This window comes from Halorussus ruber (assembly GCF_004765785.1).
Taxonomy (GTDB): Archaea; Halobacteriota; Halobacteria; order Halobacteriales; family Haladaptataceae; genus Halorussus; species Halorussus ruber.
In genome coordinates this window covers 293,226-315,877 of record NZ_ML219768.1, presented here as the reverse complement: position 1 = coordinate 315,877, position 22,652 = coordinate 293,226, and the positions used below count along the sequence as shown (strand labels likewise).

General features: G+C 63.7%; 21 protein-coding genes and 1 pseudogene. 8 read left to right on the top strand and 14 right to left on the bottom strand.

What is annotated here, in order from left to right; genetic code table 11:
• Positions 1-346: 346 nt before the first annotated feature.
• Positions 347-1,933, top strand: a complete 1,587-nt coding sequence (gene serA / locus EPL01_RS01605) for a phosphoglycerate dehydrogenase (protein WP_135823511.1) — start codon at positions 347-349, stop codon at positions 1,931-1,933.
• Between the two features lie 516 nt (positions 1,934-2,449).
• Here the strand turns inward: serA and EPL01_RS01600 are convergent.
• Positions 2,450-3,112: a hypothetical protein gene (locus EPL01_RS01600; protein ID WP_135823510.1), complete on the bottom strand. Its 663-nt coding sequence runs from the start codon at positions 3,110-3,112 to the stop codon at positions 2,450-2,452.
• A gap of 724 nt (positions 3,113-3,836) precedes the next feature.
• Here EPL01_RS01600 and EPL01_RS01595 point away from each other — a divergent pair.
• Entirely contained in the window at positions 3,837-5,075 is a 1,239-nt protein-coding gene (locus tag EPL01_RS01595) for an MFS transporter (protein ID WP_135823509.1), read from the top strand.
• Positions 5,076-5,550: 475 nt separating this feature from the next.
• The gene (locus EPL01_RS01590; protein ID WP_135823508.1) at positions 5,551-5,850 is read left to right on the top strand and encodes a putative antibiotic biosynthesis monooxygenase; all 300 of its coding nucleotides are present in this window, start codon (positions 5,551-5,553) and stop codon (positions 5,848-5,850) included.
• A 234-nt stretch (positions 5,851-6,084) separates the two neighbouring features.
• Here EPL01_RS01590 and EPL01_RS01585 read toward each other — a convergent pair whose 3' ends face one another.
• On the bottom strand, positions 6,085-6,573 hold the full coding sequence (locus EPL01_RS01585; protein WP_135823507.1) for an isocitrate/isopropylmalate dehydrogenase family protein: 489 nt from the start codon (positions 6,571-6,573) through the stop codon (positions 6,085-6,087).
• Between the two features lie 97 nt (positions 6,574-6,670).
• Positions 6,671-7,939 carry a threonine synthase gene (thrC, locus tag EPL01_RS01580; protein ID WP_135823506.1) on the bottom strand — a complete coding sequence of 423 codons (1,269 nt, stop codon included), beginning with the start codon at positions 7,937-7,939 and terminating at the stop codon, positions 6,671-6,673.
• Positions 7,940-8,344: 405 nt separating this feature from the next.
• Between thrC and EPL01_RS01575 the strand changes: the two genes are divergently transcribed.
• Positions 8,345-8,848, top strand: a complete 504-nt coding sequence (locus EPL01_RS01575; RefSeq protein ID WP_135823505.1) for a histidine kinase — start codon at positions 8,345-8,347, stop codon at positions 8,846-8,848.
• An 18-nt stretch (positions 8,849-8,866) separates the two neighbouring features.
• Here the strand turns inward: EPL01_RS01575 and EPL01_RS01570 are convergent, their stop codons facing one another.
• Positions 8,867-9,826 (bottom strand): alpha/beta hydrolase, encoded by a 960-nt coding sequence (locus EPL01_RS01570; protein WP_135823504.1) that lies wholly within the window; start codon positions 9,824-9,826, stop codon positions 8,867-8,869.
• A 297-nt stretch (positions 9,827-10,123) separates the two neighbouring features.
• Positions 10,124-11,191 (bottom strand): CapA family protein, encoded by a 1,068-nt coding sequence (locus EPL01_RS01565; RefSeq protein ID WP_246045601.1) that lies wholly within the window; start codon positions 11,189-11,191, stop codon positions 10,124-10,126.
• A 654-nt stretch (positions 11,192-11,845) separates the two neighbouring features.
• On the opposite strand from EPL01_RS01565, the gene EPL01_RS01560 reads away from it, so the two are divergent.
• Both EPL01_RS01560 and EPL01_RS01555 read left to right on the top strand, forming a co-directional pair.
• The gene (locus EPL01_RS01560; RefSeq protein WP_135823502.1) at positions 11,846-12,334 is read left to right on the top strand and encodes a hypothetical protein; all 489 of its coding nucleotides are present in this window, start codon (positions 11,846-11,848) and stop codon (positions 12,332-12,334) included.
• A gap of 184 nt (positions 12,335-12,518) precedes the next feature.
• Complete coding sequence (locus EPL01_RS01555; RefSeq protein ID WP_135823501.1) at positions 12,519-12,998, top strand: hypothetical protein; 480 nt, start codon at positions 12,519-12,521, stop codon at positions 12,996-12,998.
• 3 nt (positions 12,999-13,001) lie between these two features.
• On the opposite strand, the gene EPL01_RS01550 is transcribed toward EPL01_RS01555, so the two are convergent.
• Positions 13,002-13,847: a manganese catalase family protein gene (locus EPL01_RS01550; RefSeq protein WP_135823500.1), complete on the bottom strand. Its 846-nt coding sequence runs from the start codon at positions 13,845-13,847 to the stop codon at positions 13,002-13,004.
• Between the two features lie 306 nt (positions 13,848-14,153).
• Between EPL01_RS01550 and EPL01_RS01545 the strand changes: the two genes are divergently transcribed.
• On the top strand, positions 14,154-14,630 hold the full coding sequence (locus EPL01_RS01545) for a cupin domain-containing protein (RefSeq protein ID WP_135823499.1): 477 nt from the start codon (positions 14,154-14,156) through the stop codon (positions 14,628-14,630).
• Positions 14,631-14,692: 62 nt separating this feature from the next.
• Positions 14,693-15,619 (top strand): DMT family transporter, encoded by a 927-nt coding sequence (locus EPL01_RS01540; protein WP_135823498.1) that lies wholly within the window; start codon positions 14,693-14,695, stop codon positions 15,617-15,619.
• Between the two features lie 3 nt (positions 15,620-15,622).
• Here the strand turns inward: EPL01_RS01540 and argF are convergent, their stop codons facing one another.
• The 8 genes and pseudogenes from argF to EPL01_RS22155 form a co-directional block, all read right to left on the bottom strand.
• Positions 15,623-16,576: an ornithine carbamoyltransferase gene (argF, locus tag EPL01_RS01535; RefSeq protein ID WP_135823497.1), complete on the bottom strand. Its 954-nt coding sequence runs from the start codon at positions 16,574-16,576 to the stop codon at positions 15,623-15,625.
• Positions 16,573-17,712 carry a [LysW]-lysine hydrolase gene (locus EPL01_RS01530; protein ID WP_135823496.1) on the bottom strand — a complete coding sequence of 380 codons (1,140 nt, stop codon included), beginning with the start codon at positions 17,710-17,712 and terminating at the stop codon, positions 16,573-16,575. The genes argF and EPL01_RS01530 overlap by 4 nt, the downstream gene beginning before the upstream one ends.
• Positions 17,709-18,845, bottom strand: a complete 1,137-nt coding sequence (locus EPL01_RS01525; RefSeq protein ID WP_135823495.1) for an aspartate aminotransferase family protein — start codon at positions 18,843-18,845, stop codon at positions 17,709-17,711. Before EPL01_RS01525 ends, EPL01_RS01530 begins: the two co-directional genes overlap by 4 nt.
• Positions 18,845-19,810: an acetylglutamate/acetylaminoadipate kinase gene (locus EPL01_RS01520; RefSeq protein ID WP_135823494.1), complete on the bottom strand. Its 966-nt coding sequence runs from the start codon at positions 19,808-19,810 to the stop codon at positions 18,845-18,847. Before EPL01_RS01520 ends, EPL01_RS01525 begins: the two co-directional genes overlap by 1 nt.
• Positions 19,807-20,886 carry an N-acetyl-gamma-glutamyl-phosphate reductase gene (argC, locus tag EPL01_RS01515; protein WP_210424034.1) on the bottom strand — a complete coding sequence of 360 codons (1,080 nt, stop codon included), beginning with the start codon at positions 20,884-20,886 and terminating at the stop codon, positions 19,807-19,809. The genes EPL01_RS01520 and argC overlap by 4 nt, the downstream gene beginning before the upstream one ends.
• Complete coding sequence (gene lysX / locus EPL01_RS01510; protein WP_135823493.1) at positions 20,886-21,779, bottom strand: lysine biosynthesis protein LysX; 894 nt, start codon at positions 21,777-21,779, stop codon at positions 20,886-20,888. Before lysX ends, argC begins: the two co-directional genes overlap by 1 nt.
• Before the next feature lies 1 nt (position 21,780).
• On the bottom strand, positions 21,781-21,945 hold the full coding sequence (lysW, locus tag EPL01_RS01505; RefSeq protein WP_135823492.1) for a lysine biosynthesis protein LysW: 165 nt from the start codon (positions 21,943-21,945) through the stop codon (positions 21,781-21,783).
• 171 nt (positions 21,946-22,116) lie between these two features.
• Positions 22,117-22,652, bottom strand: a pseudogene (locus EPL01_RS22155) (hypothetical protein); the annotation flags it as partial.

The window sequence follows — 22,652 nt, the reverse complement described above, 5'->3', positions numbered from 1 at the left end:
CAGCGGCCCTCATTATTGGGGGAGCTACCCTGTTTGGAAGTGGAAGGCCAGTCGGGTGGTCCCTCATGGGGGCTGGCTTCGGCATGTGGCTCGTAGGATAGCTCGCCAACCACCTTTCCCGTTTTCTTCGGAATTACCGTATCGGCCGTTGTCGGCTCAAGTCAGCGAGCTATCGTCGTCTGCCGACAGTAACGGATATGCTACGATGGCGTGTTAAACTTTTGGGAACTTTTTCTGACGCGCTCGAAATACTCCCGAGAAAAACGAACGATTGCCACTCGTTCAAACGCTGGCAAAAGATACATGCGGAGAAAGGGTTATCCCGGCGGCACGACTTTCCACAATCATGAAGGTTCTCGTAACGGACCCCATCGCCGACGCAGGTCTGGACCGACTCCGCGAGGCTGGCCACGAAGTCGAAACTGCCTACGAGGTAGAGGGGGACGCGCTACTGTCTGCCGTCTCGGACGCGAACGGACTCATCGTACGCTCCGGCACCGACGTGAACGAGGAGGTCTTCGAGGCCGCATCGGACCTCGTCATCGTCGGCCGAGCGGGTATCGGAGTAGACAACATCGACATCGAATCGGCCACCGAACACGGCGTCATCGTCGCCAACGCGCCGGAGGGCAACGTCCGGGCCGCCGCCGAACACACCGTCGCCATGGCGTTCGCCACCGCGCGGTCCATCCCGCAGGCTCACGCCAGACTCAGCGACGGCGAGTGGGCCAAGGGCGACTACCTCGGCACCGAACTCAACGGCAAGGCCCTCGGCATCGTGGGCCTCGGTCGGGTCGGCCAAGAGGTCGCCAAGAAACTCAACTCGCTGGGGATGGAACTGGTCGCCTACGACCCCTACATCAGCGAGGACCGCGCGAACCAACTCGGCGCGGAGCTGGTGGACTTAGACGAGTGTCTCGACCGCGCGGACTTCCTGACGGTCCACACGCCGCTGACTCCCGAGACCGAGGGTCTCATCTCCGACGAGGAGCTAGCCCAACTCGAAGGCGGCTATCTGGTCAACTGCGCTCGCGGCGGCGTCGTGGACGAGGAGGCTCTCGCCGAGGCAGTCGAAGACGGCGTCCTCTCGGGTGCCGCGGTGGACGTGTTCGCCGACGAACCCGTCTCGCCGGACAACCCCCTGCTCGACGTGGAGGACGTGGTCGTCACGCCCCACCTCGGCGCGAGTACCGAGGCCGCACAGGAGAACGTCGCCACCAGCACCGCGGATCAGGTCGTCGCGGCGTTCAACGAGGAGCCGGTCGTCAACGCCCTGAACGCGCCCTCCATCGACGAGAGCGCCTTCCCCCGCGTCGAACCCTACATCGGACTGGCCGAGACCGCGGGCAAGATTGCGACCCAACTGCTGGACGAGCGCATCTCCTCTATCGAGGTCCACTACGAGGGCGACATCGCCGACGAGGACGTGGAACTCGTCACCGCCAGCGCTCAGAAGGGCGTGTTCCAGCCCCTCGAATGGCAGGTCAACGCGGTCAACGCGCCCCAAATCGCCGAGGAGCGCGGGGTCGAGGTCACCGAGTCCAAGACTCGCCAGACCGAGGACTTCCAGAGCCTCGTTCGTGTGACCGTCTCGGGTGAGGACGAGTCCATCAGCGTCGAGGGGACGCTGTTCGCTGGCGACGACCCGCGCATCGTCCGCGTGGACGACTACCGCATCGACGCCATCCCGCACGGCCACATGCTGGTCGCCCGCAACGAGGACGCGCCGGGCGTCATCGGGTTCATCGGCACCGTGCTGGGCGACCACGAGGTCAACATCGCGGGGATGTTCAACGCCCGCGAGGCCATCGGCGGCGAGGCGCTGACGGTCTACACCCTCGACGCGCAGGTCCCCGACGAAGCCAAGGAGGCGCTGGAGAACGACGATAGGATTATCGAAGCGCGCTACATCGAACTGAACGGGACGGAGTAGGTCACGGGTCTCTCTGTCTTCTGACACCGCATGCAACTGCGAGCGAGTAGATACAGAGCTAACTAACGAATCATCGGCCGATAGAAACCGTGCGCGGTGTTGCAGCACCGCGCCACCAGTATTCTGGGAAACGTTCTGGTTCGCTGACTGGAGTTCCAGCCTTCACCCCTAAGTATGCAGACTTGCGCAATAAAAGTACGGGTTCGATAACACGAAAGCAGATGTTGAACACTTAAATTGTCGGTCTTCAAACCATGTTTTGCGCGATGTTGCAGCATCGCGCGTGAGACACACATGTTCTGGGAAACTCTACTTGTTCTGGTTTCGCTGATAACTGTCGGAGTTCTCAGCCTTCGGTTCGTGCCGAAGCGTTGGGACCGCGTTGACCTGAAGGTCGGGCCTTCGGGCCTGCGCCTGTCGGCGGAAGACGCGCCCGACGACTCCTCGTAGGGGTCCCGGCACTTCCGCCCGGTCGGTTTCTATCGGTGCTTACGACCGTGTAACGCAACTCGCTTTTCACTCTTGATTCCGGTTGCACCACGATTCAAAGTGTTGCTCGAATTCCGTGAACAGATTCCGATGAAAATCGCCGATGTACGGTAGCGGATACCGCTGGTCGTTGTCGGGAGCGTGCGCCAGATAGTCTCCCGATTCATCGAGACTTCCTTCGGGAGTCGCCTCGAAATCCTGTTTCTCGAAGTAGAGATGGTAATAGTCGAACGTCTCTCGTGACGTTTCGAGTTTGACCGAGAGACACCAGTAATCCCCGTGCTGGAAGTCGTTCCGAAGTCCCCAGAGAAACGCGAGGCGTCGGGTATACTCCGGCGCACCGGCATCGTTTCGGTTTGGAAGAAACGAGTGCTTCGTAATCTCTCGGTCGAGTCGCTTCGTCAGGATATCCCGTATCTGTTCGTTGTACGAATACAGCGACGAGACGTAGTTGTGAACGAGTCGAAACACCTCGTTCGCAACGTCCGACTCGTCTGCACTCCCCTCGACTTTCACGAGGCCAGTCGTAGTGATATCGTCACATGCCCGCGCGAGAGCGTCGAAATTGCCGTGAACGAGGTACGCCGACGAGCGAGCGCGTTTGATGTCACGGTCCGTTACTGGATGCCCGGGACCGCTTTGCTCTCGCAGTAACTGGTCAATCGTGTTCGTCGAACCGGTGGATTCCATGGAAGCGGGCTTCCTACTCGTCGCTCTCGGTGCTTCTCTCGGCGGCGGCCTCTCGGTCCTTCCGAAGTTGCTCCTTCGTCTGACCCGTCGTCTCCGCGAGGTCCTCGACTGTCGGAATGTGGTCCAACGCCATCTTCGTTCAGTTCAATATTGCGACAGACGACAGTTATACCTTTCGTCGGTGTGGGTAATTCCGGCCTGCGCCTGTCGGCGGAAGACGCGCCCGACGACTCCTCGTAGGCGTTTGGGCGCTTCCGCCCAGTCTGTTTCTGTCTGTACTAATTTTCGTATTACAGCGGTAGCGAGGCGAAAGCCCACGGCTTCAGCCGTGGGATGAAGCCGACGATAATCAAAATGTTGACTATATGTCGCCTCTTGGTTCGAGTACAGAGGTGGAGGCAAGGCCACCAACCCCGCTGTCTCCATCGGTGGCCGTACTGGGTCAGCCAGCACCGAACCACCACGAGTTCGGAACACCCCCCAAGCCGTAGGAAACGCGGTCTGTGACCGCCTGAATCCCACGACTGCACTCGTGGGTGAACTCAGTCCGAGTTGCTCCCTGTTTGCGTATTTCGGATAGGAAATTATACTCTTAAGACTACTACACAATTTCTAAAGACTTGTATAGTCATGTAAGCCGCCGTAGTCGAACACCGAACCTCCGGAGTCCCACGCCCCCTGCCGCAAAGCCCGCACTCAAATACCTCCGCCTCCTCGCTCCGATGTGTCCCACGGCCGCGCCGAGGAGTCCGAACCAGACTCCGACGAGTCGAGCGAGCGCCTGCTGACCGGCTACTCCGGCCGCCTCCTGCTCGCGGTCTCGCTCGGGTGGGCGGCGATTCAGGCGGGCCGACTCGTCCTCTCGCCGATGCTCCCGGCGGTGATGGACGACCTCGCCATCACCGAGTTCCAGTCTGGACTCGCGTTTACCCTTCTCTGGGGGCTGTACGCGCTCTGTCAGTACCCGAGCGGTCGGCTCTCAGATAATCTCACCCGCAAATCCCTCCTCGTGGCCGGACTCTCGCTCGTGATTGCGGGGTTCGCCGTCCTCGCAAGTGCGCCCGACTACCTCCTCTTTCTCGTCGGCGCGGCTATCGTCGGCACCGGCGCGGGTCTCTACCCGACCCCGGCGCGGGCGCTCGTCTCTGACCTGTTCGTCGAGCGCCGCGGGCAGGCGTTCGGCCTCCACACCGCCTCGGGTGACGTGGGCGGCGCGGCGGCGGCCGGACTCGCAGTCGCGGCGCTGGCGGTCGCTGGCTGGCGGTCGGCCTACGCGCCCGTTCTCGCAGTCCTCGCAGGTGTCGCGCTGGCGCTCCACGTCTGGGGCCGCGAGGAGTACGACCGGCCGAACGTCTCTCACGAGGCCGTCGTCGCCGGACTCGCCGACGCCCGCCAGACTGCGCGGCGGCTCTGGAAGAACCCGAGACTCCGGTGGCTCCTGCTGGCCTACGCGCTGTACGCCTTCACGTGGCAGAGCGCCGCCGGGTTCCTGCCCACCTTCCTCCGGGTCTCGAAGGGGTTTCCGGCCGGACTCGCCAGCGGCGGGTTCGCGGCGCTGTTTCTGGTCGGCGCGGCGGTCAAGCCCCTCGCGGGGTCGCTGGGTGACCGGCTCCCCCGCGCCGTCGTGGCCGCTGGCGCGCTGGTCGTCGCCGCCGCGGCGCTCGCGGGTCTCCTCGCGGCCTCCGGCACCCTCCTCGTCGCCCTCGCAGTCGTCGCCTTCGCCGGGGGTCTGATGGCCTACCCGCCGGTGATGCAGGCGCTGTTGATGGATACCTTCCCGGACGGAAGCATGGGCGGGGACCTCGGCGCGACCCGGACCGTCTACATCGGTCTCGGGAGCCTCGGCCCGAGTTACGTCGGCTTCGTCGCGGGCCGAGTCTCCTACGCCGCGGCGTTCGCGGGCCTGTTGGCCTGCCTGTTCGTCAGCGCGGGTATCGTGGTTCGATTGGCGCGGACTGGATGAAAATTCTCGCTGATTCTCACCGAATCAGAAGGATATTTCTATAGTCAATATACACTATAAAGTCATGGGTGCTGATGGGTCGTCCAGCGAAGAACAATTCTCTCGACAATCGTCCTCACAGGACAGTCCCTATGGTCAACTTGCTCGACGACAGGTCGAGAATAGCTCGGATGATGACGTGAAGGTCAATCGACTCTGTACGATTCAGAATCGGGCACAACGAACACTCGACCAGCAAGTTCGCTGGATTCGAGCAATCGATAGGAAATCGATGCGGATTCTTCGATTCAATTTCGTAATTATTGGATTACTTCTCACCGGTTTCTCAGTAGTCACCGACTTTGGTACAGCAGGAACCACTGGAACTGATGGATTACAGTATACTTCGAAGTTCCTCAATCTCTACACGAAGTACGGGGGACTCTCGTTACTACTCTCGACAGTTTGCGCTGGCTTGACGTACACCGCTTCCACCATGCAACTCGGTATCGGCTCTGGACTCATAGAAGACATTCAGAACCGCAAATACCATGAACCGGAATATCACGAGAAACTGGTTCGCTACTACGCCGACTGGATAAACGAGAACGACGACAAACTTACCACTAATGCATTTCTGATAACTCTCACGACGTGGTTGGCCATTTACGGGGTCGTGATGCTCGTACTCGGGGTCGCGTCTCCACTTTTGGAATTTATCCCAAAGGTCTCCTTTATCGTCGTCACCGTCTCCGTTGCCGCCTTGGCTCTATTGAGCATGACCGACAAGCTCTGAAAACGGAGCCACCAAAGCATTAATACCTCTATTCGACCAACACGTAACCAACACAGAGCGATTTAAATGCCCGAAGACTCCAAGCAGATGGGTGCTCGCGCTTCCAATAGTCCACAGTTGAGTATTCCCTCTGTTAGAGACGTTTCTCGGCGAGTGAGAGACCTCTTCCGCAAAGATGCCGACTGTGACAAATAGACGGTCTCATTAGATGGCTTGGAAAGAGAAGGTCAGAATTTATCCGAGCCAGTTTTTCAGCCGCGTCAGTAGACCGGACTCCTGTCTGCTTCCGGTCCACTCGGCCTCGTCGTCCTCTCTTCCCTCGATGTGGCGCTGATACGATTCGGTGCGAGATTCCAGAATCTGCTCGTTGCGCGTGATGACCGCGTCGAGTTGGGACTCCTTGCGCGCCAACTGTCGTTCGAGACACGCCACCTCGTCTTCGAGTTGGGCGCGCTCGGCCAGCAGGTCCTCGTACTCGCGTTCGTACTCTCGACAGAGTCGCTCGCGCCACTCGCCGAGGTCGGGCTGTAGCTGTTCGTAGATGCGTTGCGGGCAGACCACCACCACCAGTTCGTCGTCGGTATCGGGCCTCCAGTCCGAACCGTCCTCCTCCTTCGCGGGGGACTGCCGAGTGGACTCGCGGGTCGTTCCTCCCCGCTCGTCGTTCGAGGCCCGGTGGGCCTCGCCGTGGTCGTGAGCGCATTCGGGGGTCTCGATGCTCACGCACAAACACACGTCATCGAGTACCAAAAAGTCGCGTCAGACGAAGGGATGACGCGTCAGACGGAGGAACGACGCCGTTTCGACTGGAGGTGACTCGCTACTCGAGGAGGTCCAGCACGCCCTCGGTGTCGGCCGGGACGGGTTCGGGGTCGGCCCCGGCGGCCGCGGCGGCGTCGGGGTCCTTCAGCAGGTGGCCGGTCGTCAGACACGTGACCTGCTCGTCGGCGTCGATGTCGCCCGACTCGCGGAGTTTGCGCAGTCCGGCCACCGAGGCCGCGCTCGCGGGTTCGACGCCGACGCCGTCTCTGGCCAGCGCGCGCTGGGCGTCGGTGATTTTCTCGTCGGAGACCGCGACTGCCGTCCCGCCGGTCTCTCGAATCCCCGGCAGGGCCTTCGGCGCGTTGACGGGGTTCCCGATGCGAATCGCGGTCGCGCGGGTCTCGACTTCCTCCCATCTGCGCACTTCGTCGTTGCCTTCTTCGATGGCTTCGACCATCGGGGCCGCGCCCTCGGCCTGCACGCCGGTCAGGGCCGGGACCTCCTCGGGGTCGAGCGACCCGGCCGCGACCAACTCGCGGAAGGCCTTGTAGAGCGCCGCGGTGTTGCCCGCGTTGCCGACCGGCAGGACGATGCGGTCGGGGAAGTCGCCGGTCTGGTCGCGGAACTGCTCCAGAATTTCGAGGCCGATGGTCTTCTGGCCTTCGAGTCGGAAGGGGTTCAGCGAGTTCAGCAGGTAGGCCTCGCCCCGGTCGGCCAAGTCAGAGACGATGTCGAGGCAGGCGTCGAAGTTGCCGTCTACCTCCAGAATCCGCGCGCCGTGGAGGCTGGCCTGCGCGACTTTCCCGGCCGCGACTTTGCCTTCGGGAAGTAACACTAGTACCTCCGTGCCCGCGCGAGCCCCGTAGCAAGCGAGCGCCGCGCTCGTGTTGCCCGTCGAGGCGCACGCGAGTCGGTTCACGCCCAGTTTCTCGGCGACTCGGACGCCGAGGGTCATGCCGCGGTCCTTGAAACTCCCCGTGGGGTTCATCCCCTCGTGTTTGATTCGGAGGTCGGCGACCCCGACTTCCTCCTCGATGGTCGGGACCTCGTAGAGGGGCGTGTCGCCCTCGTCGATGCTGACGCCGGACTCGACCGGGAGCGCGTCGGCGTACCGCCAGACGCCCCGCTGGTCTCCCTCGTCTCCGAAGTCTTCGAGCGCGGGATTGTCTTCGTATCTGACTTCCAGCAGGCCGTCGCAGGAGTCGCAGGTGTAGCGAATCTCCTCGAACGGCGCGTAGGTCGCTCCGCACTCGATACAGGCCAACCAAGCGCCGTCGGCCGCGTCCGCTGGCGGGTCGGGTCGCTCCCCGGAGAGGCTCAGACTCATCGTTCTGTGGGAGGGAAGCGACGGATAAAAACCGTTGGTTAGGGGTAGTACTACGCTCGTGCGGCCGTGCACTAGCAACCTGTGGCCGGGTCGCAAGTACACTGCGTGACGAGGTCTCCGACGCTCTCGCACATGCCACCACCGGCGACAGTACCGGTGGAAGCGACGAGCAGTAGCGTTGCGGTAACGACCATGATCAGTCCGAGCCGAGTTGATTTCTGCATGTACAAAATACAATATTATATCTAACTATATAAAATTAACTTTGGAGGCGTTATATAATATTTGTATGAAATATCTGCGGAGAACGGCCGATAGGATACTGGCGACAGTCGCTTCTGGGGCTGTGCGCTCCGGCTGCACAGCCGACGAACTACTATTTAAAAGACCGGCGTACCGGAATCCATGGCCTCGGAGACCACAACCGCAGTCGAAACGCCTTCAGAACAGGTCGCGTGGCGCGGCGGCGCGCTCGCCGGTCTCGCCGCCGGTATCGTGATGGGCGCGATGCTCACGATGCAGATGAGACCAGTAATAGCAGTCGCCATCCCGTCGATGTACGGCCTCGACGGTCTCGCTCTCGGGTGGGCAGTCCACCTCTTTCACTCAGTCGTCCTCGGTATCGTCTTCGCTAGCGTCGTGAGCGTCGCCCCGGGCGTCGAGTCTGATGGGAGTGTCGCCTCGGGCAGTCGAAGTATCGAGTCGGTCGGCCGGAGTACGCTCCTCGGTCTGGGCTACGGCGTCGTCCTCTGGGCCGCCCTCGCCGCCGTCGTCATGCCGATTTGGCTCGGCGCGGTCGGTTCCCCCGCGAACCCGCCGTTCCCCAACGTCGACCCCCTGAGTCTCGTCGGACACGTCGTCTACGGACTCGTCCTCGGACTCGTCTTCCCAGCCCTCGAGAACCTGTAGGTTCAGAACCACGGGACTTCACGCGACGACCAGTTCCTCTTCCTCGCTCTCGCCGTCGAAGGCCGCTTCGATGTTCGCACCGATTTCCGCGATGGCGTCCCACGCACGCTCGACGCGGGGTTCGGCGACGTTGGTGAAGAAGGCGTGTACCATGTCCTCGTAATGGGTGTGTTCGACCGAGACGCCCGCGTCGGCGAGGCGCTCGGCGTACTCGATGCCCTCCTCCTTGAGGGGGTCGAACTCGGCGGTCAGAACCGTCGCGGGCGGCAGGTCGCTGAGGTCGTTGGCCTGCAGGGGCGAGGCGTAGGGACTCATGCCGTCGATTTCGTTCTCGAGGTAGTTGTCCCACGACCACTGGAGGTCGGGTTCGGTGATGAAGTAGCTGCCGTCGCCGCTCGGTTCGTCGGCGAACTCGTAGGAGAAGGTAGTGGTCGGATAGACGAGAACCTGATAGTCGATGTCCGGGCCGCCCTTGTCGCGGGCCATGAGCGAAACCGCCGCCGCGAGGTTGCCGCCTGCGCTGTCGCCGCCGACCATGAGTCGGTCGGGGTCGCCGTTCAGAATCTCCATGCGGGACTCGGCCCAGTCGACGACCTCGTAGCAGTCGCGCAGGCCCGCCGGGAACTTGTGTTCGGGAGCGAGTCGGTAGTCGGGGGAGACGACGACGCAGTCGAGTTCGTCCGCGAGAACACGGCAGACGGGGTCGTAGGATTCGACGTCGCCCAGCAGGAAGCCGCCGCCGTGCATCCAGACGAGGACCGGGAAGGGACCCTCGCCCTCGGGCGTGTACACGCGAATCGGGACGTTGTTCCCGTCGGGACCGCGTACTACGCTATCTCGTACGTCGGCGAGTTCTCCGAGGTCCTGCTCTACCGACAGGAAGTCGGCGTAGCCCGCGCGGGCCTGTTCGATGGTGAGCCGGTGCAGGGGCGGAACTTCGGAGACGACCGCTTCGATGTCGGGGTGTGGTTCTGACATATTCTGTCGGTTGAGGTTTACTTACATAAGATTTACCATATAGTTGCGCACTCTGAAGTACGGAAAATATAGGACTACAGGACCTAAGACGAGTTTGAATGTTAAGCGGTACCTTAGCTGAAAACAGAATACAGACATTTCTAGTTGGAATACGGTATTGATAAAGGGTACCTTGACTGAAAACGGAAATCAGTAAATTAGCTGATGTTATGGGGGTCGTTCACAGGGCGAATACGCTGGCGCGCGCTCGATTTTCGGGACTCTCTCGCCCGCCGCGTCTCACTCGACCACCGCATCTCATTCGACCGCCGCGACGAGCGCGCCGTCCTCCTCGTCGAACTCGGTCCCGAACGCCGCCGAAAGCTCGCGCATCCGCGAGCGACTCCACGCCGCGGTCTCCGAACTCGCCTCGTAGACCGCACAGTCCTCGATTTCGGTCGGGACGAGACGGAGCGACCGGATTTTCTCGTCCTCGACGCCCGCCTCGAACAGGAAGCCCCGGTCGTTGCGGAGGTCCGCATCGACCGCGTAGTCGTCCACGAAGTCCCCGCAGTCGTAGAGGAGAGGCGTCCCGTCGTGTATCTCGACGCCCTGAAAGACGTGGGCGCTGTGGCCGTGGACCAAATCCACGCCGCGCTCGGCCAGCCAGCGGCCGAACGACCGGAAGTGGTCCGGTGGCTCCTCGACCATGTTGGGTCCCCAGTGGAGCGAGACCACGAGGAGGTCGGGGTCCGCGTCCCGAGCGCGTGTCAGTAGCGTCGTCATCTCCTCGCGGGCCTCGTCCTCGTCGGCCAAATCGAGGTACGCGGTGCCCGGACTGGTCTCGTCCGCGGCGGTGAGGCCGAGCGAACGCGAGGGCGAGTCTCGCGGGTCCGTCGGTCCCGCGGCGAACTCCGGCGTGTTGTCGGTCGCCGAGACGAACGCGATTCGGAGCGCGTCCGAGTCGTTTCCGTCGTTCGGTTCGACATCGACCACCGCGGGTTCGCGCGCGGCCTCGACGTTCTCCCCGGCCCCGGAGTGGGCGATGCCCGCCGCGTCGAGGTGGTCGATGGTGTCCCGTAACGCGGTCTCTCCGTAGTCGAGCATGTGGTTGTTGGCGAGACCGGCCCACTCGACCCCGACGGATTCGAGCGCGGGCACCGCCCAGTCGGGGTCGGCCCGGAAGTGGAAAGGCCGCTCGGTTCTGGTCCACCGCTCGCCGCGCGTCGAGAGGTTGCATTCTAAGTTGATGAACAGGCCGTCGAGCGCCCGCAGGCGCTCGGCGAGGCTCCCCCAGACCGCGTCTGTCGCCCGATTTCGGTGCCGCTGGCGCTCGTCTACCTTCCGACCGAGCATCACGTCGCCGGTGAATCCGAGTCGTGGCACGTGCTTGCACCCCCTCCGTTTCGTTTGGAGATACACCGGCAAAAGTCTCTGCTTGGGGTCGTCTTCGAACGAGTTCCATCGTGACCGCCGGAATCGGTGTAGCGTTGTCTTCTGAAGCCCTGGCTGGTTTGTACTGCTACTGACTCGACCGTCTCTGAGGCTGTGAACGCTTCTTGAAGCCCCCGGTCGCTCGCGGTCGCTCGTCGACATATCCGACGGACGTAGTTGCGACGGATAGGGGCCGACGAGCGACCAAGCGTTGCGCGAGCGACCGGCCCCTTCATCCCGCCCATCGGTTGTTTAGTCAAGTGCATCCCGGCGGTTTGTCGGTTGAGCGTATTCGGCGGTTGGTTTACCGAGCGCCTGCTGGCGGTTGGTCGGCCCGCCGTCGCTCGTTGATTGCCGCACGAGAATTCGGTTTAACGTATATATTTATATATCAAGGAAATAAAAACAATGCTTAGAGAATTAAGAATATTTTCGTAGCGCGTGACCTACGGTAACATTCCTGTCTGCCGACCGGCCGCTTCGCGGCCGGTCTCGCTCTTTGGGCCGCTCTGGCGCACGGTTTCTCTCGACAAACGTCCGTCTCGCGCTCTGTCCTGTCCGTTTCCATCGGATACGTATATCTCCTCTGGCGACATCTAGGGTTCCATGGCTTCAGAGACTCGAGAGACCATGGTAGATGCAACGACTGAGAACGAGACTATCGTCGGCGGCGAGACCGTCCGGCGGACGTGGTCGAGCGCGGTCCTCGGCGGCCTCGCGGGCGGCCTCGCCTTCGGCGTCCTGCTCCAGACGATGGGCATGATGCCCGCCATCGCCTCGCTCTACGGGATGGAGAGCGTCGCGGTCGGGTGGGTCGCCCACCTGTTCCACAGCGTCGTCTTCGCGCTCGTCTTCGCGGGCGCGGTGGTCCGGACCGACTACCACGACGCCGGAACCGGGACGCTGTCCGCGCTCGGGGCGGGCTACGGCGTCGTCCTCTGGCTCCTCGCGGCGGCAATCGTCATGCCACTCTGGATGGGCGCGCTCGGCATGGACGCGCCAGCCATCCCGAACCTCGACGTGAACAGCCTCGTCGGCCACCTCGTCTACGGTGCGCTCCTCGGCGCGGTGTTCGCGCTCGCCCGGCGGCGCTGACCTTTTTCTGACGCGAATCGCGTGCTTGTCGGTCGTTCCCCCGAGCGACCGCTTCGGTCGGCGAGATTCGCCCGCCGAGGAGCTATTAGTAACCTGCCACGATTCCGGCGTAATCAGCGACTGATTGGCTGAACCGTAGCGAACGAACGTCTCTACTTTTGTCTCGGGCGGTCCGAACTAGCGTATGAGCGAAACCGAGACTGCGGAGACCGAGACCGCGGTTCGACGCGAGCGCCCCGAGGGGAATCGGTGGCTCGACGCGGCGGTCGCGGGGCTCGCCGCCGGGGCCGCGTTCGGCCTCTACCTCCAGTTCGTCGCGGGCGTCCTGCCCCCGACGAGCGCCGCCAGCGGCGTGGGGTCGCTGGCGACCGACTGGGCGGTCCACCTGCTTCACAGTCTCGTCTTCGCGCTGGTCTACGCCGAACTGAGCAGTTGGCCGCCCCTCGCAAACTACGCCGAGCGCGCGCCGACCGGCGCGGTGCTGGGCGCTGGCTACGGCGTCGTCCTCTGGGCGGTCGCAACCGGCGTCGCCGTGGCGTTCTGGGCGCTGGCGAACACGCTCTGGATTCTCCCGATTCCGAGCGTGAGTCCCGAAAGCCTCGCCGGGCACGTCCTCTTCGGCGTGATTCTTGGCGCTGGCTTCGCGGTCGCTCGCCGGTCGTAAGCGCTACTCGTCTTCGATGGTCGAATCCTCGGGGCCGCCGCTGGCCTCGTTGTACATCTCTTTGATGGTCTTCTCCAACTGCGGGTTCCCGCCGCCGGGTTGGTTCCCGAAGGAGAACTCGCCTTTCCCGTCGATGGACTCGCCCTCGGTCCAGCGCTCGTGGGGATTCTCGCGCTCCTCGCGGAAGGTGGACATGAACTCGTAGTCGAAGTCCTGATTCTCCTTCTGTTGGTCGAAACTCGCTGGCACGGGGACGGTCTCGCCCAGCTCTTCGAGGGCGGCGTGCCACTGGTTCTGGTGCATCGTGTCGCGGGCGATGAGGTACGCCAGCATGTCCTTCATCCCCTCGTCGTCGGTCATCTCGTAGAGTCGAGTCGCCAGCAGTCGCCCGGTGGACTCGGCCATGATGTTGGCGTACATGTCGGCCGCGAGATTCCCGCTGGCGACGATGAAGTTCCCGCTGAAGGGGTTGCCGTTGGCGTCCACCGGCATGGCGTGCAGTCCGGCGGAGAGGGCCTGTCGCGGCTGGCCGCCTCGCAACATCGCGTCGATGACGGCGTCGTTTTCGCGGGCCTCTTCGCGCATCTCCTCGGGCGCGTCCTGCAGGTTCTTCGAGACCGCGGTGGCGAGCATCTCGATGTGGCCCAACTCCTCGGCCGCGGTCTCCATCAGCAGGTTGCGGTACTCCTGTTTCTCCTTCGGTTGCCCGAACGCCTGGAACATGTACTGGAGCGCGACGCGCATCTCGCCCTCGACGCCGCCGATGGCCTCCTGCAACATCTTGGCGAAGTACGGATCTGGCTCCTCGACCTCGACTTCGTACTGGAGTTCGTTGTCGTGGTAGAACATCGGTTTTCTCCGGACGGACACACCACGGGCATCCCGGAGTTCGTTTTGGCTGTTGACATTCATAAGGTGCTAGTTGAAATGGTAGTGATGGTATTCCGCCCGGATGTCCCCCTTGACAGCACTCCGGCGCTTCGCCTACCGATAACCTAGGAATCCCAACTATAATGCGTTTTCAGGATATTGATTAGATTTTTTCTGTCCGACAATACCGCCCAAAACAGAAGTTTACTTACTATATAGAACTAAATTCCTAGTCTATGTAGTCACCAAAAACTATTAGTTGCCTTGGATTGTCATTTGACCTGCATGAGTACGCAACCAAACGAATCCGGCTTCGAAGAGGCATTCACACAACTCGGTAATCACGAGGAGTACGATTGGGTACCGCTCCCCGAGGAACACTTCGAGGGCGTGTACAACAAGGTCCTCTACTCGAACCCCGTCTCGGGCGAGGTCTTCGAACTCGTGAAGATCGAAGAAGGGGCCGAATTCCCGGCACACTACCACACCTCGCTTCAGACGCTCTACCTTACCGAAGGGAAACTCCGTCACCCTGACGGCTCGACTACGGAAGCGGGTCGCTTCGAGATGATTCCCGCAGGTGAGAGACACGGGAACTACGTCGCCGAGGAGGAATCGATTCAGCACAAGTACTTCTCCGGTACCCCGACGTTCTTCCTGCCAGACGGCAGTAGTTACATTTACCGAGAGGATGGTCGCATCATCGAGTCCGGCGAACTCGACATGGGCGACCGACTCGGTCAGGAGAACATGCTACGGTAGGCCGTTGTCGCTCCCGCTACGAACCAACCTTTATTTAAATAGATAAACAATACTCTGGTTAAATGAGCTGGCACCGAAACTTCACTCTGTTCGTCGCGCTTGCCGCCCTCTGGGGTGTCGCCTTTATGGCGATTAAAGCAGGTTTGGCTTTCTTCCCACCTGTTCTATTCGCCGCAATCCGGTACGATATTGCTGCGGTCATCATGATATTGTACGCGGCGTACGTGACTGACAACTGGATCCCCCGCACTCGAAGTGACTGGACAGCGGCGACGGTCGATGGCCTGTTTCTAGTTGGCGCGTACAATGTATTCGTCTTCCTCGGCGAACTCCACGTCACGAGCGCAGTCGCGGCCATCATCGTCAGTCTCAATCCAGTTTTATCGACAGTGTTCTCTCGGGTCATTCTCCCCGACGAGCGACTTACTGTATTGGGTCTGTTCGGTCTGCTCGTCGGTTTCGGCGGTGTCGGACTCGTCTCCAACCCCGACCTTGCGAACCTCTTTACTGGCGACACCCTCGGTAAACTCCTGATGTTACTCGCGGCGGCCAGTTTCGCGTTCGGGAGCGTCTTCGTCCAGTTGATAGACGACGAACTCTCGACCGAGGGGACGACCGGATGGGCGTGTCTGGTCGGGGCGGTGATGTTGCACGCGACGAGCCTCGGCCTCGGCGAGTCGTTTGGCAGTATCGAGTGGACGGTTCAGGGCATCACGGCGTTGGCCTACCTCGTCGTCGGTTCCAGCGCGGTCGGCTATTTCATCTACTTCGACCTACTCGACCGTCTCGGACCGATAGAAATCAACCTCGTTTCCTACGTCGCACCGGTGTTCGCGGCTGTGTCGGGATGGTTGGTTCTAGATGAGCAGATCGGTTCGGTCACGATTGGCGGGTTCGTCCTCATCTTCGTCGGATTCGTCCTCATCAAGCGAGAGGCCATCGCAGAGGAGTTCCCTCGGATGCAACGAAGCGTCGAGCGTATTCGGTGACTGTTACCCGAGGAGGTGCGTCAACAGCGCCTTCTGGGTGTGCATCCGGTTCTCGGCCTGCTGCCAGACCAGCGCGCGGTCGCTTTCGAGGACTTCGCCGGTAATCTCCTCGCCGCGGTGGGCGGGCAGGCAGTGCATCACGTCGGCGTCGGGCGCGGCCGAGAGCAACTCGTCGTTGACCTGAAAGCCGTCGAAGTCGCCGAGTTTGGCCTCGCGCTCGTCCTCTTGGCCCATGCTGACCCAGACGTCTGTGTAGACCACGTCGGCGTCCTCGACGGCGGCCTCCGGGTCGTGGCCGACCTCGGGGGCGGACCCTCTCTCGGCGGCGCGGGCGAGGACCGACTCGTCGGGTTCGTAGCCCTCGGGCGTCGCCATCGTGAGGTCGAGACCGGCCATCGCGGCCCCGATGGCGAACGACTGGGCGACGTTGTTGCCGTCGCCGACCCACGCGACCGACACGTCCTCGAACCCGCCGAACTCCTCGTAGATGGTCAGCAGGTCCGCGAGCGTCTGGCACGGGTGGGCGTCGTCCGAGAGACCGTTGACGACCGGGACCGAGGCGTGGGCCGCCATGGATTCGAGCGCGTCGTGGTCGAAGACGCGGGCCATCACGGCGTCGACGTAGCGCGAGAGGGCGCGGGCGGTGTCGGCGACCGGTTCGCCGTGGTCGAGGTGGGTCGTGTCCGGCCCGAGGTAGACCGCGTGGCCGCCGAGTTGGGTCATCCCCGTCTCGAAGGAGACTCGCGTCCGGGTGCTGGGCTTCTCGAACAGCATGGCGAGGCTCTGGTTCGGCAGGACCGCGTGGGGTTCGCCCTCGTGGTGGGCCTGCTTCAACTCCTCGGCGGTCGAGACGACTTCCGCGAGTTCGTCGTCAGAGAGGTCGTCGACGTCGAGGAGGTGGTCGGCTGGCGATTCGATGGTCGGGTTCGGCATGGTTTGGGTGGCGTGTTTGCTCATTCTTGCAGGGTCTCGGAGACGGATTCGAGGACCGCGACGGCGCGGTCGAACTCCCCGAGGTCGAGGTGTTCGTTCGGCGCGTGGTCCAACTCGGAGTCGCCGGGGCCGTAGGTCGCCATCGGGCAGTCCCACGCTCCGGCGTAGAGGTTCATGTCGCTGGTTCCGGTTTTGCGAAGCAGTCGGGGGTCGCCCCCGACTCGTCGTATCGCTCGCCGAAACGCTCGCCCGACCTCGCTCCGGGGCGTCTCCATCACGGGCGGAATCGGCTCCTGCCAGTCGATTGTCCCTGAACCGAGCTCGTCCTCGACAGTCTCCCGAATCTCCTCGGCGGTCTCGCCGGGCGGAATCCGGAACTGGACCTCGGCGCTGGCCTCGACCGAGAGGCCGTCGTCTGCGGTGCCGCCCGAGAACTCGACCGGTTTGGCCGTGACCTGCTCGAAGACGGATTGCTCGCTACTCTCTGCTCCTTCGCCCGCGCCGGTCGAACCGGCGAGCGCCGATTCGACCGACTGCCACCAGTCCATCGCCTCCTGAATCGCGTTCGGTTCGGGCCGGGAGGTGTGGGTCGAGTCGGTGCTGGTCGCGTACTCGCCAGCCAGAAAGCCCCGATACCCGAGGGTCACGCCGTCCCAGCCGGAGGGTTCACCGTTGACCACCGCGTCGGGGGCCTCCCGGTCCGCAATCAGGTGGCGCGCGCCGCGGGAATCGGTCTCTTCGCCGACGACGCCGACGAAACTCACGCCGGTCTCGACCGCCGCGGCGGCCATCGCCGCGAGCGGTCCCTTGGCGTCCACGCTCCCGCGGCCCCAGAGCTGTGGAGACTCCTCTTCATTTGTTTCGGAAACGTTCTCATTTCCTTCGGCTGTTGCTGTATTTCTCTCGCTCGCTTCCTCCACCCGCACCGGGATGTCGCCCGGCACGGTGTCGATGTGCGACGTGAGGAGGACCGAGTCGTCGGCGGGCGCGCGGACGTTGCCCGCCTCGTCTATCCAGACCTCGCGGCCGCGCTCCTCGAAGAAGGCCGCGAGGCGCTCGGCGCACTCGGCCTCCTCGCCGGTCGGCGAGGAGATTTTCACGAGGTCGACCAGCAACTCGCGGGCCGCCTCGCTACTCACGGCCTCGTCGCTCGCGCTCACTGCGACACCTCCGCGAGGACCGATTCCAGCGCCGCCACGACTTCGTCGGCGTGGGACTTCTCGATGGTCAGCGGCGGGAGCAGGCGAACGACGGTCCGGCCCGCCGGGAGCGCCAAAATTCCGTGGTCCATCGCCAGCTGCTTCAGCAGGCGGTTCGCGCCGCGCTTGACCTCCGCGCCGACGAGCAGGCCCTCGCCGCGAACCGTGCGGATTGGTAACTCACTACCCCTTAGTTTCGACTGGAGATGCTCCCCGACCCTGCTGGCGTTTTCCGGCAGGTTCTCGTCGGCGATGACCGACAGCGTGGCCTCCGCGGCCGCGCTGACCACCGGTCCGCCCGAGTAGGTCGAGCCGTGGGGTCCCGCGCTCTCGGCTATCCAGTCCGCACAGAGGGTCGCGCCGACGGGAAGGCCGCCGCCGAGTCCCTTCGCCGAGGTGAGTACGTCCGGCACGACGCCGCGCTTCTCGCAGGCCCAGAGCGCGCCCGTTCTCCCCAAGCCGGTCTGAATCTCGTCCAGAACCAGGGCCGATCCGGTCTCCTCCGTGACCTCGCGGGCGAACTGGAGGTAGCCCTCGGGCGCGGGATTCACGCCGCCCTCGCCCTGAATCGGTTCGAGCAGGACCGCGGCGGTCTCGTCGTCTACCGCTTCTGCGAGCGCCTCCTCGTCGCCGTAAGGCACGAACTCGAAATCGCCCGCCAGCGGCTCGAAGGGCTGCTTGTACTTGGGTTTCCACGTCGCCGCGAGCGACCCCATCGTCCGGCCGTGGAAGCCGCGCTGGGCCGCGACGATTTTGGACTCGCCGGTCGCGCTCCGGGCGAACTTGAGCGCGGCCTCGTTTGCCTCGGTGCCGGAGTTGCAGAGCCAGACGTTCTCCAAGTCGCCGGGCGAAATCGCGGCCAACTTCTCGTAGAGGCCGTCGCGCGCCGAGTTGGGATAGCTGGCCTGCACGAAGGTCAGCTTCTCGACTTGGCTCTGGACCGCCGAGACGACCTCGGGATGGCAGTGGCCGACCGCGGCGACCCCGTAGCTCGCGCCGAAGTCGAGGTACTCGTTTCCGGCGTCGTCGTAGAGGTACGGCCCCTCGCCGGACTCGATTTGGATGGGCTTCTCGGAGTAGACGAAACTGGGCATTATCTGACCGCCTCCGGTTCGATGGTGGTCCCGTGGCCGGTCCGGGCCGCGGTGATGGGGTCGCGGTTGTTCGCGTCCGCCACCGTCACCGAGGCCGCGCCGCCCTTCAGGGCCTCCTCGGCCGCCATGATTTTCTTCGTCATGAACCCCTCCGCGGCCTCCTCGACCGCGGCGAACTCGTCGGGGGTCTCCGCGCTCTCGATGAGCGAGTCCGGATTGTCCGGGTCCTCGTAGACCCCTTCCACGTCGGTCAGCACGACCAACTCGCCGCCGAGTGCGCCAGCAATCGCGGCGGCCGCGCGGTCGGCGTCGGCGTTGACCGGCGTGAAGTCACTGGCAGTTCCTTCGCCGGATTTCTCTTCGGCGAGCATCGGCACCGTGACGACCGGGACGTAGCTCCCCGCCAGCAGGGTGTTCAGCAGGTCGTCGTTGACCGCCTCGATTTTGCCCGAGTGGTCGCCTCTCTTTATCTTCTTGCGACCGTCTTCGAGGACCTTGACCGCCGACTTTCGCGGGCCGGTCAGGAGCTTTCCGTCGGCCCCCGACAGTCCCACAGCGCTCACACCTTCGTTCTGGAGGTCGGCCACGAGGTCGGTGTTGAGTTTGCCGGGCAGGACCATCTCGAAGACCTCCATCGTGGTCTCGTCGGTGAAGCGCCCGACGACGCCGCCGGGCGTCTCGACGTACTCCGGCTCCTCGCCGAGGCGTTCGAGGGTGTCGTCCACCGCGGTCGAACCGCCGTGGACGACCACGACCTCCTCGCCGTTGGCGACGAGGTGGGCGATGTCGGCCAGCGCGCCCTCGGGGTTCACGGCTCGCGCACCGCCGATTTTGACGACGATGGGCGCGCTCTGGTCCTCGCGGGTGACTCCTCCGTCGGTCCGGAGGCCGTCGTCGCCGAGGTCGTTGTCCACGAGTTGTTTGTGGGCGTCTTCGAGTTCGTCTTTCGTGTAGCTGTCTGTCATGGGCTTCCCACCGGGTGGAGTCCCTGAAATTCGAGTCCCGCGGTCTCCTCGAAGCCGAGCGCGACGTTGGCGGCGTGGACTGCCTGCCCGGCCGTGCCTTTCACCAGATTGTCGATGGCGCTGAAGACCACGAGGCGCTCGTTTTCGGGGTCGACCTCGAAGCCGACTTCCGCCACGTTCGTCCCGGCGACCGCCTTGGGTTCGGGGTAGCGATAGACGCCCGACCCGCCAGCGGCCATCCGGACGAAGGGTTCGTCGTCGTAGGTCTCGCGGAAGGCACCCCAGAGGTCGCCGGTCGAGACCGGCCCGTCGGGGAACACGTGGCAGGTCGCCGCGGCCCCGCGGACCATGTCCACGGCGTGCGCCGAGAAGGCGACTCCGGTGCCGAGTTCCTGTTCGATTTCGGCCTCGTGGCGGTGGCCGGTCGGCGCGTAGGGCCTGACGACGCCCGAGCGCTCGGCGTGGCTGGAGGCCTTGCTTGCGCTCGCGCCGCCCTCCGAGGAGCCGACTTTCACGTCGGCGACGATTTGCTCGCCGCCGGACAGCAGGTCGCCCTCGAAGAGGGGGTAGAGACCCAGAATCGTCGCAGTGGCGTTACATCCGCCCGCCGCGACGAGGTCCGCGCCGGGTAGCTCCTCGCGGTGGAGTTCCGGCAGGGCGTAGACGGCTTCGTCCAGATACTCGGGCGCGTCGTGGCCGTCGTACCACTCGTCGTACTGCGATTCGGTGTTCAACCGGAAGTCGGCGCTCAGGTCCACGACGGTGTCGGCGGACTCGTAGAACTGGTCGATTTGGCTCATCGAGACGCCGTGGGGCGTCGCGGCGAACAGCACGTCCACCGAGTCGAGGTCGGTCGGGTCCGAAAACCGGAGGTCCGTGCCCCGCAGGTTCGGGTGGACAGAGCCGACCGACTTGCCCGCGTACTCTCTGCTGGTCGCGCCCGCGAGGTCGAAGTTGGGGTGGCCCGCCAGCAAGCGCAGGAGTTCGCCGCCAGCGAACCCGCTCGCGCCGACGACGGTGGCGGTGAGGGTTTCGCTTGCGGCGTCTATCTCGGCCGCCGAATCGCTGGTGGGCATCAGGCGAACACCTCCTGCTTGGCGTCCTCGGCGGCTTTCGCGGCCTTGGCTTCGAGCCAATCGACCACTTCGGCGGGCACGTCGGTTTCGGCGGCGTCGTTCAGGGCCTTGAACTCGACCGTGTGGTTGACCTCGTGGACGGTGTAGTTGGTGTCCTCCTCGCCACTAACTTCCATCAGGTCGATTCCGAGCAGGCCGCCGCCGACAGCGTCGCTGGCCTGCTGGACGAGCTCCTCGGCCTCGGCGTCGAGCTCGAAGACGTCGGTTTCGGCCCCTTTGGCGGCGTTGGTCAGCCAGTGGTCCGACGACCGGACCATCGCGGCGACGGGTTCGCCGTCGGTCGCCAGCACGCGGATGTCGCGGCCGGGCTTGTCCACGAACTCTTGGACGTAGAACACCTTGTGTTCGTAGTGACCCAGCGTGGCCTTGTGTTCCAGAATCGCCTCGGCGGCGCTTCTGGAGTCGATTTTGGCCATCAGGCGACCCCACGACCCGACGACGGGTTTGAGGACGCAGGGATAGCCGAACGTCTCGATGCTCTCCATGGCCGACTCCTTGGTGAACGCCACGTCGGTCGCGGGCGTGGGAACTCCAGCGCCAGCCAGCGCGAGGCTGTTCTGGACCTTGTCGGCGCAGGTCTCGGCGGTGTCCGCGGAGTTGACCACGGGTACGCCGTAGGCCTCGCAGAACTTGGTGGCGTAGAGGCTCCGACTCGTGGCGAGACAGCGGTCCACCACGATGTCGAGGTCCGCGAGGACTTCGGGCGCTTCGGTCAGCCCGAACTGGAGGTCGCGCACGTCGATTTTGACCACGTCGTGGCCGCGCTCGCGGAGCTCGGCCAGCAGCAGCTTCTCGTCTTTACGGATTCGGGAGTAGAGTAGTCCAACTTGCAATTTACTCCCCCCAGTCCTCTTCGAGCTCCGGGGCTCGGTCGAGGACTGGCGGGTTTCGCTCGACGACTTCCAGTTCCGCGCCGCAGGTCGTACAGTCGACTATCTCTCCCACTTCGGCGTCGTCGTGCAGGGTCACGTCCGCCCCGCATTGCACGCATTCGGTCATAGCACTCTCTCTTACTTCGGTGTAATACTTAAATCCATCGAATGTGTCAAGATTTTTTCATTGCACAAAGTCGGCTCTAACGGCGTGAAAAGGCAAATACCGCGTCAATCCGAAGTCGTTCTCACACTTCGAGAGTATATAAATGCGGTCCCGGACGGGACCGGCCGTGGGTCAGGCACGGTGACTCACCTCCTCTCGAAGTCGGTCGCCTGCCGCGGCCAGTTTCTCGCGCTCGCTGGCCAGCGCGTCCTCGTCGTCGGCGATGCCCGACTCGGCAACCGTCAGGCCCTCTGTGACTGCCTCGGCGGCTGGGCCGCCGGTCGAGTCGCGCGACGCCACGCTCGTCTGGGGGTCGAGCGCGTCGGCGACCGCCGCGCGCTCGACGTAGGCCGAGAGGGAATCGCCGAGAATCTCCTCGGCCGCCGCGTCGAGCGCGTCCAGATAGGCCTGCTTCACTCCGTCCTGAGCAACGTTCTCGTTGTCTATCGCAACAATCTCGTTGCTTTTGGCAACCATCTCGTGTGCCTTCCGGAAGGGGACTCCGGCCATCGCCAGCAGGTCGGCCACGCCGGTCGCGGTCGAGAATCCTTCGCCAGCAGCCTCGGCCAGCGCCTCCTCGTCCCAGTCGGCGGTCGCCGCGGCACCCGCGGCGACCGCGGCCCCGTCCCAGCACGGGGCGAATGGCACCCACGCGGGGGGGGGGGGGG